This is a genomic window from Streptomyces sp. 7R007 (assembly GCF_054850255.1).
Genome location: NZ_JBTWMV010000090.1, coordinates 1 through 15,223, shown reverse-complemented (window position 1 = coordinate 15,223; position 15,223 = coordinate 1). Strand labels below are relative to the sequence as shown.

At 70.5% G+C, this 15,223-nt stretch carries 13 protein-coding genes; 4 read left to right on the top strand and 9 right to left on the bottom strand.

Annotated elements, in window-relative coordinates; genetic code table 11:
- Window positions 1–105 precede the first annotated feature (105 nt).
- The 3 genes from ACYF6T_RS43075 to thyX form a co-directional block, all read right to left on the bottom strand.
- Window positions 106–1,791, bottom strand: a complete 1,686-nt coding sequence (locus ACYF6T_RS43075; protein ID WP_461703439.1) for a ribonuclease J — start codon at window positions 1,789–1,791, stop codon at window positions 106–108.
- 143 nt (window positions 1,792–1,934) lie between these two features.
- Entirely contained in the window at window positions 1,935–2,834 is a 900-nt protein-coding gene (dapA, locus tag ACYF6T_RS43070; protein ID WP_461703438.1) for a 4-hydroxy-tetrahydrodipicolinate synthase, read from the bottom strand.
- Window positions 2,835–3,046: 212 nt separating this feature from the next.
- Entirely contained in the window at window positions 3,047–3,781 is a 735-nt protein-coding gene (gene thyX / locus ACYF6T_RS43065) for an FAD-dependent thymidylate synthase (RefSeq protein WP_461703437.1), read from the bottom strand.
- Window positions 3,782–3,962: 181 nt separating this feature from the next.
- On the opposite strand from thyX, the gene ACYF6T_RS43060 reads away from it, so the two are divergent.
- Both ACYF6T_RS43060 and ACYF6T_RS43055 read left to right on the top strand, forming a co-directional pair.
- Entirely contained in the window at window positions 3,963–4,199 is a 237-nt protein-coding gene (locus ACYF6T_RS43060) for a hypothetical protein (protein ID WP_461703436.1), read from the top strand.
- Between the two features lie 91 nt (window positions 4,200–4,290).
- The gene (locus ACYF6T_RS43055; RefSeq protein WP_461703435.1) at window positions 4,291–4,845 is read left to right on the top strand and encodes a hypothetical protein; all 555 of its coding nucleotides are present in this window, start codon (window positions 4,291–4,293) and stop codon (window positions 4,843–4,845) included.
- A 160-nt stretch (window positions 4,846–5,005) separates the two neighbouring features.
- On the opposite strand, the gene ACYF6T_RS43050 is transcribed toward ACYF6T_RS43055, so the two are convergent.
- The 5 genes from ACYF6T_RS43050 to rpsO form a co-directional block, all read right to left on the bottom strand.
- Window positions 5,006–5,458 carry a hypothetical protein gene (locus ACYF6T_RS43050; RefSeq protein WP_461703434.1) on the bottom strand — a complete coding sequence of 151 codons (453 nt, stop codon included), beginning with the start codon at window positions 5,456–5,458 and terminating at the stop codon, window positions 5,006–5,008.
- A gap of 13 nt (window positions 5,459–5,471) precedes the next feature.
- A complete protein-coding gene (dapB, locus tag ACYF6T_RS43045; RefSeq protein ID WP_461703433.1) occupies window positions 5,472–6,224 on the bottom strand; it encodes a 4-hydroxy-tetrahydrodipicolinate reductase in 753 nt (250 codons plus the stop codon).
- A gap of 25 nt (window positions 6,225–6,249) precedes the next feature.
- On the bottom strand, window positions 6,250–7,629 hold the full coding sequence (locus ACYF6T_RS43040; RefSeq protein WP_461703432.1) for a M16 family metallopeptidase: 1,380 nt from the start codon (window positions 7,627–7,629) through the stop codon (window positions 6,250–6,252).
- Complete coding sequence (locus tag ACYF6T_RS43035; RefSeq protein ID WP_461703431.1) at window positions 7,626–9,842, bottom strand: polyribonucleotide nucleotidyltransferase; 2,217 nt, start codon at window positions 9,840–9,842, stop codon at window positions 7,626–7,628. The genes ACYF6T_RS43040 and ACYF6T_RS43035 overlap by 4 nt, the downstream gene beginning before the upstream one ends.
- 304 nt (window positions 9,843–10,146) lie before the next feature.
- On the bottom strand, window positions 10,147–10,434 hold the full coding sequence (gene rpsO, locus ACYF6T_RS43030; RefSeq protein WP_023546329.1) for a 30S ribosomal protein S15: 288 nt from the start codon (window positions 10,432–10,434) through the stop codon (window positions 10,147–10,149).
- Window positions 10,435–10,729: 295 nt separating this feature from the next.
- Between rpsO and ACYF6T_RS43025 the strand changes: the two genes are divergently transcribed.
- A complete protein-coding gene (locus tag ACYF6T_RS43025; RefSeq protein WP_461703430.1) occupies window positions 10,730–11,014 on the top strand; it encodes a DUF397 domain-containing protein in 285 nt (94 codons plus the stop codon).
- Between the two features lie 65 nt (window positions 11,015–11,079).
- Here ACYF6T_RS43025 and ACYF6T_RS43020 read toward each other — a convergent pair whose 3' ends face one another.
- A complete protein-coding gene (locus ACYF6T_RS43020) occupies window positions 11,080–12,582 on the bottom strand; it encodes an outer membrane protein assembly factor BamB family protein (RefSeq protein WP_461703429.1) in 1,503 nt (500 codons plus the stop codon).
- 460 nt (window positions 12,583–13,042) lie between these two features.
- On the opposite strand from ACYF6T_RS43020, the gene ACYF6T_RS43015 reads away from it, so the two are divergent.
- On the top strand, window positions 13,043–15,223 hold a 2,181-nt coding region (locus ACYF6T_RS43015; RefSeq protein ID WP_461703428.1), incomplete at its 3' end, for an SCO5717 family growth-regulating ATPase.

Sequence of the window (15,223 nt, the reverse complement as noted above, 5' to 3'; positions counted from 1 at the left end):
AGCGTCAACCGTCCCCGGCGTGTGGCAGCCAGCTGCTTCTCCACGCCTCGATGCAAATCGAGGCGCCCCGCTCCCAGTTCACGCAGACGAGCGTCCGACGGACCGTCAGACCTCCACCACCACCGGCAGGATCATCGGCCTGCGCCGATACGTGTCGGAGACCCACTTGCCCAGCGTCCGCCGGACCAGTTGCTGCAGCTGGTGGGGCTCGACCACGCCGTCCTGGGCCGAGCGTTCCAGCGCCTCCGCGATCTTCGGGATCACGTCGCCGAACGCGGAGTCCTCGATGCCGGAGCCGCGGGCCTGGATGTGCGGGCCACCCGTGATCTTGCCGGTGGACGAGTCGACGACCACGAAGACCGAGATGATGCCCTCGTCGCCGAGGATCTTCCGGTCCTTCAGCGCCGGCTCTCCGACGTCGCCGACCGAGAGACCGTCGACGTAGACGTAACCCGCCTGGACCTTGCCGGAGATCTTCGCCTTGCCCTCGACGAGGTCGACGACGACGCCGTCCTCGGCGATGACGATGCGGTCGTGCGGTACGCCGGTGAGAGCGCCCAGTTCGGCGTTGGCCCGCAGGTGGCGCCATTCGCCGTGGACCGGCATCAGGTTCTTCGGCCGGCAGATGTTGTAGAAGTACAGGAGCTCGCCGGCGGACGCGTGGCCCGAGACGTGCACCTTGGCGTTGCCCTTGTGGACGACGTTGGCTCCCCAGCGGGTGAGGCCGTTGATGACGCGGTAGACCGCGTTCTCGTTGCCGGGGATGAGCGAGGACGCCAGGATCACGGTGTCGCCGTCGACGATCCGGATCTGGTGGTCGCGGTTGGCCATGCGGGACAGGGCGGCCATCGGTTCGCCCTGGGAGCCCGTGCAGACCAGGACCACCTCGTCGTCGGGCAGGTCGTCGAGCGTCTTGACGTCCACGACCAGGCCCGGCGGGACCTTGAGGTAGCCGAGGTCCCGTGCGATGCCCATGTTGCGGACCATGGAGCGGCCGACGAAGGCGACCCGGCGGCCGTACTCGTGGGCCGCGTCCAGGATCTGCTGGATGCGGTGGACGTGGCTGGCGAAGCTCGCCACGATGATCCGCTTGCGGGCGCTCGCGAAGACCTGCCGCAGGACGTTGGAGATGTCGCGCTCGGGCGGGACGAAGCCGGGAACCTCGGCGTTCGTCGAGTCCGCGAGGAGGAGGTCGATGCCCTCCTCGCTCAGGCGGGCGAACGCGTGGAGGTCGGTGAGGCGGTTGTCCAGCGGAAGCTGGTCCATCTTGAAGTCGCCCGTGTGGACGGCCATGCCGGCCGGGGTGCGGATGGCGACCGCGAGGGCGTCCGGGATGGAGTGGTTGACCGCGACGAACTCGCAGTCGAAGGGGCCCACGCGCTCGCGGTTCCCCTCCGCCACCTCGAGGGTGTACGGGCGGATGCGGTGCTCCTGGAGCTTGGCCTCGATGAGGGCGAGGGTCAGCTTGGAGCCGATCAGCGGGATGTCCGGCTTTTCGCGCAGGAGGTAGGGGACGCCGCCGATGTGGTCCTCGTGGCCGTGGGTGAGGACGATGCCCTCGATGTCGTCGAGACGGTCACGGATGGACGAGAAGTCCGGCAGGATCAGGTCGATTCCGGGCTGCTCCTCCTCGGGGAAGAGCACTCCGCAGTCGACGATCAGCAGACGGCCGCCGTATTCGAAGACCGTCATGTTCCGGCCGATCTCGCCGAGGCCGCCGAGTGGGGTGACCCGGAGACCTCCTTCGGGGAGCGGCGGGGGCGGGCCGAGTTCGGGATGCGGATGACTCAAAAGACTCTCCTCACCACGCGCGCCACGTACCGGTAGGGCACGTGGCGCGCGTGACGTTCGTGCGTGTAGCAGTTGTCGTTGTGGGCGCAGGCACCGGTGGCCTGCCTATTCAGTTGTGAAGCCTGGTGGTGCCAAGTCTGTTGTCAGAGCTGTACCCCGCCGGCGGCAAGATCGATCTTGAGCTGCTCGATCTCTTCCGGCGTGCACTCGACCATGGGGGCGCGCAGCGGGCCCGCGGGCAGGCCCTGGAGGGTGAGCGCGGCCTTCGTGGTCATGACGCCCTGGGTGCGGAACATGCCCGTGTAGACGGGGAGCAGCTTCTGGTGGATCTCGGTCGCCTTCTGTACGTCGCCGGAGACGAAGGCGTCGACGAGGGCGCGCAGGTCGGGCGTGACGACGTGGCCGACGACCGAGACGAAGCCGACGGCGCCCACGGACAGCAGCGGCAGGTTCAGCATGTCGTCACCGGAGTACCAGGCCAGGCCGGAGCGGGCGATGGCCCAGCTGGCGCGGCCGAGGTCGCCCTTGGCGTCCTTGTTGGCGACGATGCGGGGGTGCTCGGCGAGACGGACGAGCGTCTCGGTGTTGATCGGGACGCCGCTGCGCCCGGGGATGTCGTAGAGCATGACCGGCAGCTCGGCGGCGTCGGCGACGGCCGTGAAGTGCCGGTACAGGCCCTCCTGTGGGGGCTTGTTGTAGTACGGGGTGACGATGAGCAGGCCGTGGGCGCCGGTCTTCTCGGCGGCCTTCGCCAGCTCGATGCTGTGGTGCGTGTCGTTGGTTCCGACGCCCGCGACCACGTGGGCCCGGTCGCCGACGGCCTCCAGGACCGCCCGTACGAGATCCGATTTCTCCGCGTCGCTGGTGGTGGGGGACTCGCCGGTGGTGCCGTTGATGATCAGGCCGTCGTTGCCTGCGTCCACCAGGTGGGCGGCGAGCCGCTGGGCGCCGTCGAGGTCGAGTGCGCCGTCCGCCGTGAAAGGCGTGACCATGGCGGTGAGGACCCGCCCGAAGGGGGTCTGCGGAGTGGAGGTCGGAGCCATGGGTAACACGCTACTCGTTGCGCACGACGTGGTCTGCCCTCGGGGGGTTGTGAAAAGTCAGGACAAAGGTGGAGCCCGGTACTGCCTGCTCGGGGGTTCAAGCAGTACCGGGTCCGTTTGATCAGGCTAGATGAACTTCTCCAAATGCCGCAATACGGACACTTCGCGAGGCTGATGCGCACATCTGTGCTGCGGCGGAGAACACGGGTGCCTTACGGGGCCACACGTCCGTTCGCGTTGAAGGCCTCGTAGGTGAGCGGCATGAGCCGCGCCCACTCCGCCTCCATCTTCTCGCCGACCATCTCGATCTCCCGCTGCGGGAACGACGGCACCTTCGCCAGCTCGTGCTGGGTGCGCAGGCCGAGGAAGTGCATCAGGGAGCGGGCGTTGCAGGTGGCGTACATGGAGGAGAACAGGCCCACGGGGAGAACGGCACGGGCGACCTCGCGGGCGACGCCCTCGGCGAGCAGCTTCTGGTAGGCGGCGTACGCCTGCTGGTACGACTCGTCCAGTACGCGGGTGACCGTCGCGTGCTGCGAGGGGGTTCCCTCGACGAAGACGTACTTGCCGGGCCGCCCCTCCTGGACCAGCTTCCGGGACTCGTCGGGAACGTAGAAGACGGGTTCGAGCTCGCGGTAACGGCCCGACTCCTCGTTGTACGACCAGCCGACGCGGTGCCGCATGAACTCGCGGAAGACGAAGATCGGGGCGCTGATGAAGAAGGTCATCGAGTTGTGCTCGAAGGGACTGCCGTGCCGGTCCCTCATCAGGTAGTTGATCAGGCCCTTCGAGCGCTCCGGGTCCTTCTGCACCTCCTCGAGGGACTGCTCGCCGAGGGTGGAGACGCGGGCGGCGAACAGGACGTCGGAGTCCGAGGCGCTGGACTTCACCAACTCGACGGTGACGTCACTGCGCAAGGAGAGATTGTGGTCGCCGGCGGAGGTCACGGAGGGTCCTTCCCATCACTTTCGAGGTCGCGCCCACTTTACGGCGAGGCGACCGGTGGTCCGGAAGTGGCTTGCCGTGACCGATTTGGCGAGGGTGGGCACCTTTTGGGGCGCTCGCTCGTCTGTAGGGACAGCAGTGGTTCGTTCGCATTCGTTGGATCCGAAAGGAGATGCACCACCCATGTACCGTCGGCGTGAGCCCGTCCCCTTCGCCTTCCTCGCCGAGGCAGACAGGTTCCGCAGCAACGTCACTCCCCCGCCCCGGGAGCGCGCGTCCCTCGGCCAGATAGCCGGGCGTTGGCTGCTGGGGCTCACCATCGTCGCCGGGATCGTCGGCTCGCTGGTCCTCGGCATGCCGGCGCTCTCGGCGAACCTCAGCACACCGACCCAGCAGTCGCAGGCGTCGCAGGGGCGCTGACTCCATCCGGACCCCTCAGGGTGGTGAGCGGGGACACGGGCGGATAGCCTCACCGGGCACAGCCCACGCATGGATTGAGTGAGGACCAGCCGTGCCCCTGCCCTTCCTGACGGCCGACCGAGCCTTCGACACGGCCGACGACGTCGCGCTGCCGTTCGACGACCGGGACCGCTGGCGGCGGCCCTACCGTCCGGGTCCGTGGCGCGTGGGGGTGGCGGCGCTTCTGCTGCTGCTCGCCTCGTTCGTGCTGTTCGCCGCGGTCGTCATCGCGTTCACCGCCTCGCTGTCCGAGGCCGGTGTGGTCTTCGGCATCACGCTGGCCGTCATCGCCGGTGCGCTGCGGCTGCTGCGCATGGGCGTGTGGGTGAGCGCGCGCGGGGTGCGGCACGTGGGGTTCTTTTCGACGCGTACGACGCGCTGGGACCGGGTCGTGGCGGTGCGGACGGTGCAGCAGCCGGTGCGGTGGCTGGGGCTGCCGCGGACGGTGCAGGGGCAGGCGCTGTTGCTCGTACGACGGGACCGGGCCGCCGACGCGGTGCCGCCGCTGCTGACGACGCACAACGCCGACTTCCTGGGGCGCCCGGACGCGTTCGACCGAGCGGCGGACACGGTCGAGGCGTGGGCCGCGGAGAACAGGCGGGGCTGAGCCCCACCGGCGCGGGGAGCAGACGAGCAGACGAAAGGGGCCGAACCCGCGTGAAGGCGGGCGGCCCCTCTTCGTAGGCACGGCACGGTCGGAGACGGCGCGGGCCGCGCGCCGTGGCAGGCGTGGCCCTGCGTCGTCACCGGGTCGTCACCGGCGTGGGTCAGGCTTCGGTTGGCTTGCCGTCGTGGAGGGCTATCGCTCGTTGCATCGCCTTGCGGGCCCGGGGGGTGTCCCGGGCGTCGTGGTAGGCGACGGCGAGGCGGAACCAGCTGCGCCAGTCGTCGGGGGCCGCCTCCGTCTCGGCCTTGCGCTTGGCGAAGACCTCGTCGGCCGAGTCACGGTCGATACGGCCGCCGGGGGTCCGCTTCAGCTCGTCCACCGGCAGGCCGCCCTCGGCGTCGAGTTCGGCGGCCAGCGCGTTGGCCCTGCGGACGAACTGGGTGTTCTTCCACAGGAACCACACCCCGATGACCGGCAGGATCAGCACCGCCACCCCGAAGGTGACGGTCAGCGGCGTGCCGGACTGGATGAGCATGACGCCGCGGCTGCCGACCAGGACGAAGTAGAACAGCAGGACGGCGGCCGTGACGGCGTAGGAGATCTTCGCGCGCATGACGGTGGACGGCTCAGCTCAGGTCCAGGAAGTGTTCCAGGCCGAAGATCAGGCCCGGAGTGCTCACCACGCGGCGCGCGCCGAGCAGGATGCCCGGCATGAAGCTGCTGTGGTGGAGGGAGTCGTGCCGGATGGTGAGGGTCTCGCCCTCGCCGCCGAGCAGGACCTCCTGGTGGGCGAGCAGGCCGCGCAGCCGGACGGAGTGGACCGGGACGCCGTCGACGTCCGCGCCCCGGGCGCCGTCCAGGGCCGTCCGCGTGGCGTCCGGCGCCGGGGCCGAGCCCGCCTTGGCGCGTGCCTCGGCGATGAGCTGGGCGGTGCGGGTGGCCGTGCCGCTGGGGGCGTCGACCTTCTTCGGGTGGTGCAGCTCGATGACCTCGACGGACTCGAAGTAGGGCGCGGCGATCTGCGCGAACTTCATGGTCAGGACGGCCCCGATGGAGAAGTTCGGCGCGATGAGCACGCCGGTCTCCGGGGACTCGGCCAGCCAGCCCTTCAGCTGCGCGAGGCGTTCGTCGGTCCAGCCGGTCGTGCCGACGACCGCGTGGATGCCGTGGCCCACGCAGTACTCCAGGTTGGCCATCACGGAGTCCGGCGTGGTCAGTTCGACCGCGACCTGGGCGCCGGTCTCGGCGAGGGTCTCCAGCCGGTCACCGCGGCCGAGGGCGGCGACCAGCTCCATGTCCTCGGCCGCCTCGACGGCCCGTACCGCCTCGGAGCCGATCCGGCCCTTGGCACCGAGGACCGCCACGCGCAGCTTGCTCATCTTCTTGCTTCCTTAGGGGGAGGGCTTACGCGACCGCTTCGTGCAGACGGGAGGCCTGCTTGTCCTTCAGCGGGCCGATGACCGACAGGGACGGCCGCTGTCCCAGGATGTCGCGGGCGACCGACCGCACGTCGTCCGGGGTGACCGACGCTATCCGGGAGAGCATGTCGTCGACCGACATCTGCTCGCCCCAGCACAGCTCGCTCTTGCCGATGCGGTTCATCAGGGCACCGGTGTCCTCCAGGCCCAGGACCGTGGAGCCGCGCAGCTGGCCGATGGCACGGCCGATCTCGTCGTCGGTCAGGCCGTGCTGGGCGACGTGGTCGAGTTCGTCGCGGCAGATCTTCAGCACGTCGTGGACCTGCGAGGGCCGGCAGCCGGCGTAGACGCCGAACAGGCCGCAGTCGGCGAAGCCGGAGGTGTACGAGTACACGCTGTAGGCCAGGCCGCGCTTCTCGCGGACCTCCTGGAACAGGCGGGAGGACATCCCGCCGCCGAGGGCGGTGTTGAGCACGCCGAGCGCCCAGCGGCGGTCGTCGGTGCGGGCCAGGCCCGGCATGCCGAGGACGACGTGCGCCTGTTCGGTCTTGCGGCCGATCAGCTCGACGCGGCCCGCGGTGCGGATGGTGCGCCGGCCGTCGCGCGGGGCGATGGGCTGGGCCTCGGGGTTGCGGAAGGCGCCGGACTTCTCGAAGGCGGACCGGACCTGTCGTACGACCTTGTTGTGGTCGATGTTGCCGGCGCAGGCCACCACCAGGTGGGTGGGGTCGTAGTGCTTCCTGTAGAAGCGGCGGATGCGGTCGGCGGTGAGGGCGTTGACCGTGTCGACCGTGCCGAGGACCGGGCGGCCGAGGGGGTTGTCGCCGAACATCGTGTGCGCGAACAGGTCGTGCACGCAGTCGCCCGGGTCGTCCTCGGTCATGGCGATCTCTTCGAGGATGGCGCCCCGCTCGACGTTGACGTCCTCTTCGAGGATCAGGGAGCCGGTCAGCATGTCGCAGACGACGTCTATGGCGAGGGGCAGGTCGGCGTCGAGCACGCGCGCGTAGTAGCACGTGTACTCCTTGGCCGTGAAGGCGTTCATCTCGCCGCCGACGGCGTCGAGGGCGGAGGAGATGTCCAGCGCCGACCTGCGGTTGGTGCCCTTGAAGAGCAGGTGCTCCAGGTAGTGGGTCGCGCCGTTCAACGACGGCGTCTCGTCGCGGGAGCCGACGTGGGCCCAGATGCCGAAGGTCGCGGAGCGGACCGAGGGGAGGGTCTCGGTGACGATGCGCAGGCCGCCCGGGAGGGTGGTCTTGCGGACCGTGCCGATGCCGTTCTCGCCCTTGATCAGGGTTTGGGTACGGGCGACGGCCCGCGCCTCCGAAGAGGTGCGGGCCGTCGCCGTGGCGCTGCTCGACGTCACTTGTCGGTGTCGTCCTTCGTCTCTGCGTCGTCTTCGCCCTCGATCACGGGGACGAGGGAGAGCTTGCCGCGGGAGTCGATCTCGGCGATCTCGACCTGGACCTTCTGGCCCACACCGAGGACGTCCTCGACGTTCTCCACGCGCTTGCCGCCGGCCAGCTTGCGGATCTGCGAGATGTGCAGCAGACCGTCCTTGCCGGGCAGGAGGGAGACGAACGCGCCGAACGTCGTCGTCTTCACGACCGTGCCCAGGTAGCGCTCGCCGACCTCGGGCATCGTCGGGTTGGCGATGCCGTTGATGGTCGTACGGGCGGCCTCGGCGGAGGGGCCGTCGGCGGCACCGATGTAGATGGTGCCGTCGTCCTCGATGGTGATCTCGGCGCCCGTGTCCTCCTGGATCTGGTTGATCATCTTGCCCTTGGGGCCGATGACCTCGCCGATCTTGTCCACGGGGATCTTGACGGTGATGATCCGCGGGGCGTTCGGGGACATCTCGTCCGGCGTGTCGATCGCTTCCATCATCACGTCGAGGATGTGGAGGCGGGCGTCACGGGCCTGCTTCAGGGCGGCGGCCAGGACCGAGGCCGGGATGCCGTCCAGCTTGGTGTCGAGCTGGAGCGCGGTCACGAACTCCTTCGTACCCGCGACCTTGAAGTCCATGTCGCCGAAGGCGTCCTCCGCACCGAGGATGTCGGTGAGGGTGACGTAGTGCGTCTCGCCGTCGATCTCCTGGGAGATCAGACCCATGGCGATACCGGCGACCGGGGCCTTCAGCGGCACACCGGCGTTCAGCAGCGACATGGTGGAGGCGCAGACCGAGCCCATGGACGTCGAGCCGTTGGAGCCGAGGGCCTCGGAGACCTGACGGATCGCGTACGGGAACTCCTCGCGCGTGGGCAGCACCGGCACGAGCGCGCGCTCGGCGAGGGCGCCGTGGCCGATCTCGCGGCGCTTGGGGGAGCCGACGCGGCCGGTCTCGCCGGTGGAGTACGGCGGGAAGTTGTAGTTGTGCATGTAGCGCTTGCGGGTCACCGGGGAGAGGGTGTCCAGCTGCTGCTCCATGCGGAGCATGTTGAGGGTGGTGACGCCCAGGATCTGGGTCTCGCCACGCTCGAACAGCGCGGAGCCGTGCACCCGCGGGATGGCCTCGACCTCGGCGGCCAGCGTGCGGATGTCGGTGACACCGCGGCCGTCGATGCGCTTCTTCTCCTTGATGACGCGCTCCCGGACCAGGGTCTTGGTCAGCGAGCGGTACGCGGCGGAGATCTCCTTCTCGCGGCCCTCGAACTCCGGCAGGAGCTTCTCGGCGGCGAGCTGCTTGACGCGGTCCAGCTCGGCCTCGCGCTCCTGCTTGCCGGCGATGGTCAGCGCGGAGGCGAGCTCCGGCTTGACGGCGGCGGTGAGGGCTTCGAGGACGTCGTCCTGGTAGTCCAGGAAGATCGGGAACTCGCCGACCGGCTTGGCGGCCTTGGCGGCGAGGTCCGACTGCGCCTTGCACAGGACCTTGATGAAGGGCTTCGCGGCCTCCAGACCGGCGGCGACGACCTCCTCTGTGGGCGCCTCGGCGCCGCCCTTGACCAGCTGGATCGTCTTCTCGGTGGCCTCGGCCTCGACCATCATGATCGCGACGTCGCCGTCCTCCAGGACGCGACCGGCGACGACCATGTCGAAGACGGCGTCCTCCAGCTCCGTGTGCGTCGGGAAGGCGACCCACTGGCCGTTGATCAGCGCGACGCGGACGCCGCCGATCGGGCCGGAGAAGGGCAGACCGGCCAGCTGCGTGGACGCGGAGGCGGCGTTGATCGCCACGACGTCGTACAGGTGGTCGGGGTTGAGGGCCATGACCGTGCACACGACCTGGATCTCGTTGCGCAGGCCCTTCTTGAAGGACGGGCGCAGCGGGCGGTCGATGAGGCGGCAGGTGAGGATCGCGTCCTCGCTGGGCCGGCCCTCGCGGCGGAAGAAGCTGCCGGGGATCTTGCCGGCGGCGTACATCCGCTCCTCGACGTCCACCGTGAGCGGGAAGAAGTCGAGCTGGTCCTTGGGCTGCTTGGAGGCGGTGGTGGCCGACAGCACCATGGTGTCGTCGTCCAGGTAGGCCACGGCGGAGCCGGCGGCCTGCTTGGCCAGGCGGCCCGTCTCGAAGCGGATGGTGCGGGTGCCGAAGGAGCCGTTGTCGATGACGGCTTCGGCGTAGTGGGTCTCGTTCTCCACTAGCGTTTTCTCCGTTACTTTTCGTCTTTTGTCCCGGTCCACCCGTGTGGTGGAGGGACATGAGCGGAGAAGCGCTCCTTCTGGTGCGGGCCGGTCTTCGATCGAAGCACCCGGGGTTCGCATTGCCCGGGGGCCACTACCGAGGACCGGCGGCGGCGAGGTGCACTTCTCCTCGTGTGTACCGCGTCGTGCTACTGCGCTGTGCTACCACACTACAAAGTGGGTGTGACACTGCGCACGTTCCCGCACGTACGGCAAAGGGAGCGGCCCCCGATCGTCCGGGAACCGCTCCCTTCACGGCGTCTTACTTGGCGCCCGCCGCACCGCGGCGGATGCCGAGACGGTCGACCAGCGTACGGAAGCGCTGGATGTCCTTCTTGGCCAGGTACTGCAGCAGGCGGCGACGCTGACCGACCAGGATCAGCAGACCACGGCGGGAGTGGTGGTCGTGCTTGTGGGTCTTGAGGTGCTCGGTCAGGTCGGAGATCCGACGGGACAGCAGAGCGACCTGGACCTCGGGGGAGCCGGTGTCACCCTCCTTGGTACCGAACTCGGAGATGATCTGCTTCTTCGTAGCGGCGTCGAGCGACACGCGTACTCCTCATAGTCTGTGAGTGGCCACCGAGTGCCCCCGGTCTGCTTCTCGGGGGAGCTTCCGTTACTCGGGAGGCGGGGATCCGCTGGGCGCGGCCTCCAGGGCCCTTGAGAGGGCTCCGGGGGTGCGTACACAAACGGCCGTCACTCAGGGTACCAGGCGGTCGGGGGCGGATTCGCCCGGGTCCGGAAGGCCGGGGACGGGGCGGGGTGCGGCCACTAGGGTGAACGCACAGATCGTTCGCGTACGTCGTTCGTACGTCGTTCGTACGTCGGGAAAGGACCGTTGCGGCATGGCGGAGACGGAAGCCGAGATCAAGGCGCGCAAGGAACGGGAGCGGGACGAGCTGTACGCCCTCGACATCTCCGGCGTCGAGTGGCACTGCGCGCCGGGTACCGAGGAACACGAGGAGCGGGTCGAGATCGCCTACCTTCCGGCCGGTGCCGTGGCCATGCGCTCCTCGCTCGACCCCGGCACCGTGTTGCGCTACACGGAGGCGGAGTGGCGGGCCTTCGTGCTCGGCGCGCGCGACGGGGAGTTCGACCTGGAGCCGGCACCGCAGAACGCCGGCGAGTAGGAGCCCGCGGAACGGCGGAGGAAACGGGCGGCACGCGTGCGTGCCGCCCGTTGTCGTCGTCCGGGTCAGTGTTTCAGGCCGGCGCTGCCGATGCCCACGGCCGTGAGCACCGGGTCCTTCGGGTGCTTGTCGTCGCGGTACAGCTCCCGTTTGGCGAAGAAGATCCGGCCCTGCTCGTAGACGATGTCGGACTCCTCCGGGTCGCCGAAGTCCAGCGCCTCGTCTTCCGGGAGGTTGAACAGCAGCAGCGGTGTCTCCCGGTCGGTCCGGGGGTTCCAGCGCAGGACGGCGGCGGGCTGCTGGTCGACGCCGCTCTCCCGGTAGATCAGCAGGTCGTCGCCGCTGGTCCGCAGCGGGTAGACCATCTGCAGGTCGCCTCCGTCGAACTTGCCGGCCGAGCGCCCGGTCTTCAGGTCGAAGGCGACGATCCAGTCCGCCGCCTGGCCGACCTCGTTGCTCTCCTTGCTCATCACGTACGCCTGGGTGCGGCCCACCACCACGCCGTCGCAGTTCTCCGTCGTACCGAAATAGCCCGCGCCGAAGTAGCGGTCGTCGCACTTGGGGTCGTAGCCGCTGAGGGAGATGGTGGCCAGGTGCCGGCCGTGGGCGTCGAGGCTGATCAGGTCGGTGACGAGGCTGTCGCCGGCCGCCACGGCGAGGACGGGCGGGTCGGAGGAGGGCAGGAAGACGTCCTGGACGCCGGCGGCGAGGCGGTACGTCCAGGTGGCCTTCCCAGTGCGCGGGTCGAGCTTCTGCACCTCGTACCGCTCGTCGGACGCCTGGCCGCAGACCTCCAGCGCGAGGAGCGCGGCGCCGCCGGCGAAGCCCTTGTCCTCGCACTTGGAGGTGGTGGTGCTGTTCCAGAGCTGCTTGCCGTCGTCCATGTCGTACGCCACCGAGCCGTGCCCCCAGGCCACGGCGACGACGCCTTCGGTCAGGGTCAGGTTGGCGTTGGTGACGAAGGAGGAGGTGGCGGACGGCATCTGCGCCTGCCACAGCTTCCTGCCGGAGTCGATGTCGAAGAACACCACCTCGTCGCAGATGCCGGCGCCGCTGGTGCCCTTGCGCTTGGCGGGCTGCACCAGGACGGCCGTGCGGCCGTCGGCGGTGACGTGGTCGCTGGTGGCGCAGAGGTGGCCGTCCAGCTTGAGGGTCCAGGCCGTCTCGTCGTCGCCGGGCTCGATCCGGTAGCCCTCGACGCGGTCGGCGACGCCCTTGGCGAGGATCTTGCTCGTGGCCCAAGTGCCCGGTGCGTAGCGCGGGTTGGAGTCCGTGAACCCCGCGAGGTCCTTCGCCTCGTGCTGGATCACCATCCGCCCCTCGGGCGAGACGGGGTCCCTCTCGACCGTTTCCCTGACCTCGTCCGGGGCCTGTGCGGCCATGACCGCCTTGTCGTCGTGCGCCGTGCCGTCGCCGCCGGACAGCAGCCGCCAGCCGCCGACGCCCGCGGCGGCCACCATCGCGACGGCGGCCACTCCGCCCAGCAGACGTGCGCGGCGGCGCTTGCGGGCTCGGTCGGCGGCCAGTGTGGACTGGGTGTAGATCGAGGGAGGTGGGCCGAAGCTCACGCGAAGAGGTCCTTTTCGGTCAGATTCCGACGGGGAGTTGCTCGAAGCGGTCCCTAACTATGCATGCCGCTCGGGGGTACGCCGAGGTCGGGGTGGGCCGGGACCCTTTCAACGCCCTTGCGCGCAGCGGCTCTTCGAAGGCCGCGTACTCGTCCCGGTTTCACCTTCTGTCCGGTGCATTCACGAATACCTCCCGGTTTGTTCACCGATACGTGCGCGATGCGCGCCACTTATGGGCGGGTTGTGACGCGGTGGGCGGGCGCTGGGGGGTGGACAGGCCTGCCGGGATGGGACTCGTGGTGATTAGGCTGGGAGCGGGCGCCTCGCCAGAACCCGTGGACCGGGCGGTGGTGTCCCAGGGGGAGAGCCGGTGGATCGGACGACCTCGAACGATTCTGGACGACAAGCACGTGGTCGCCCCGGCACGGCGTGGGGGTGCCCGGCCACATCAGGAGGAACTGTGAGCAGCGATCGGGACGGGATCCGCGGGGGCTGGGCCACACCCGGCGACGACCAGCCCGACGCCGAGTCCGCCATCGAGACGACGGGCGAGTTCACCATCGACTACGCGCCGCCTGCGTGGTACACGCAGAACGCGTCGGGGGGTTCGGATTCCGGGTCGTCGGACGGGCCGGGGGGTTCGGGGGCGTCGGGAGCATCGGGGAGCGCGGGGAGTTCCGGAGGTTCCGGGAGTACCGCCGATTCCGGGACTTCTGCCGTAAGTTCCGGGCATGCCGGGCATGCCGGGCAAGGCGGAAACGCGGCGGGGCCGGGCGCGGGTGTGCCCGGGACGCCGGGGGCGCCTCGAAGTGCTTCCGGTTCGCCGTCGGACTTCTCGCTGTCCTCGCTGCCCGGACTGACCCCGCCGCCGCACGTGGCCGCACAGCAGCGTCCGGCCGCCGGTCCGCCCCCGGTTCCGCCGCAGGCCCCGGCGCCCGGGGCTCCGTTCACGCCGCCTCCGCCCGCCCCTGCGCCGGGGGCACCCTTCACTCCGCCGGCTCCGGCGCCCGGTACGCCGTTCACGCCGCCCGCACCGCCCGCGCCTCCGACGGGCAGCCCGGTCGCGGTGCCCAAGCTTCCGGTGGGCAGCGGCTTCGAACCGCAGCCCGAGCCGCAGGGGCGGACCGAGGCGCCGGCGGCGGACGCCGCGTCGCCCACGGCCGCGCCCGGCGTTCCGGTCGCCGGGTTCCCGTCGCCGTGGGGGGCTCCGGCCGGTCCGGCCGCGCCCGTGTCTCCGGCGCCGTCCGAGGCTTCGGCTGACGCGGAGGAGTCCGACAACGGTGACCTGGAGAGCGGCGCCACCATGCGGTTCTCCGCCGCGGCGCTGAAGCGGGAGATCGCGGATCGCGCCGACGCCGCGGAGGAGACGCGGGGCGAGGCGAGCGGGACCGAGGCCGACGACGAGGACGCCGGTTCCGCGGAGGCCCCGTCGGCGGACGTCTTCGAGTTCAAGCCTGTCTCCGGGCCCGCGGAGGCGAACGAGGAGGACGGTCCGGCGGAAGCGGAAGCGGAGGACGACGGTGACGCCGTTGCGTCCGAGTCGCCGGAGCCTGCCGAGGTCGCCGGATCGGAGGAATCGGAACTGTCGGCGGCGGAGGTGAAGGCCGACGCCGAGGTTGACGCGGACGCCGAGGTGGAGTCCGACGTCGAGACTGAGGCCGACGGCGAGGCCGAGGCCGGTTCCGAGGCCGACGCGGAAACGGGGAGCGAGCCCGAGAGCACCGCGCACACCGACAGCGCGCCGCCGTCCGACGCCGAGACCGAGGACGTCGTACGGGAGGACGGCGAGCCTTCCGACGCAGTACCGGCGAGCGCCGAACCCGACCCCGAGGACGCCGTACGCGACAGCGCCGTACCCGCAGACGCCGAGCCCGAGGACAGCGTTCCCCAGGACGGCGTCCCCGAGGACAGCTCTGCCCAGGACGACGACGAACCCGCGACCGGCGAACCCCAGGACGCCGTTCCCGCCCCGTCCGACGGCCCGCAGGACGCCGCGCCTCCGGCCTGGGCTCCCCCGCCCGCGCCGCAGGCCGTTCCGCCGTTGCCGCCGGCGTACCAGCCCGCGACTCCCGCGACGGCGGGCCAGTGGCCGACTGAGCCGCAACCGCCGGCGCCTGCTCAGCCCCAGCCCACGGCAGCGCAGGGCCAGCCGCCCGTGCCGCCGCAGCCGTTCCATCCGCAGGCCCCGCAACCGGCCCCGGCGGCATGGAACCAGCCCCCGGCCCCGCCAGCGCCCCCGCAGACCCCTGGCCACCCGCAGCCGACCACCCCCGCCCCCACGGCCCAGCAGCCCCCGGCACCCCCCACCGGCTACGGCTTCCCACCCCCCGGCACCAACCCGGCGACACCTCAACAGCCGGCTGCCGCCCCCGCACGCACCCCGCAGGACGGCTACGGCTTCCCGCCCCCCGCCACCCAAACGGCTGACGCCCCCAACGCTCAAGCGGCTGACACCCCCGGCACCCAAGCGGCCGATGCCCCCGCCGCCCAGCAGCCCCCGGCCGCCCCTGCCCCGGCTCCCGCACCGAACCCCGCCGGCGGCTACGGCTTTCCGCACCCCGGCGCGCCCGCCCCGGCCGCTCCCGGCCCCCAGCCCGCCGCCACGCCAGGCACCCCGGCCCCCGGGCAGCCGTTCGGCGCC

Excerpts from the sequence above, each read along its gene's own strand:
- dapB (WP_461703433.1), bottom strand. The coding sequence starts at position 6,224 with ATGAGCAAGCTGCGCGTGGCGGTCCTCGGTGCCAAGGGCCGGATCGGC.
- dapA (WP_461703438.1), bottom strand. The coding sequence starts at position 2,834 with ATGGCTCCGACCTCCACTCCGCAGACCCCCTTCGGGCGGGTCCTCACC.
- ACYF6T_RS43050 (WP_461703434.1), bottom strand. The coding sequence starts at position 5,458 with ATGCGCGCGAAGATCTCCTACGCCGTCACGGCCGCCGTCCTGCTGTTC.
- ACYF6T_RS43025 (WP_461703430.1), top strand. The coding sequence starts at position 10,730 with ATGGCGGAGACGGAAGCCGAGATCAAGGCGCGCAAGGAACGGGAGCGG.
- ACYF6T_RS43060 (WP_461703436.1), top strand. The coding sequence starts at position 3,963 with ATGTACCGTCGGCGTGAGCCCGTCCCCTTCGCCTTCCTCGCCGAGGCA.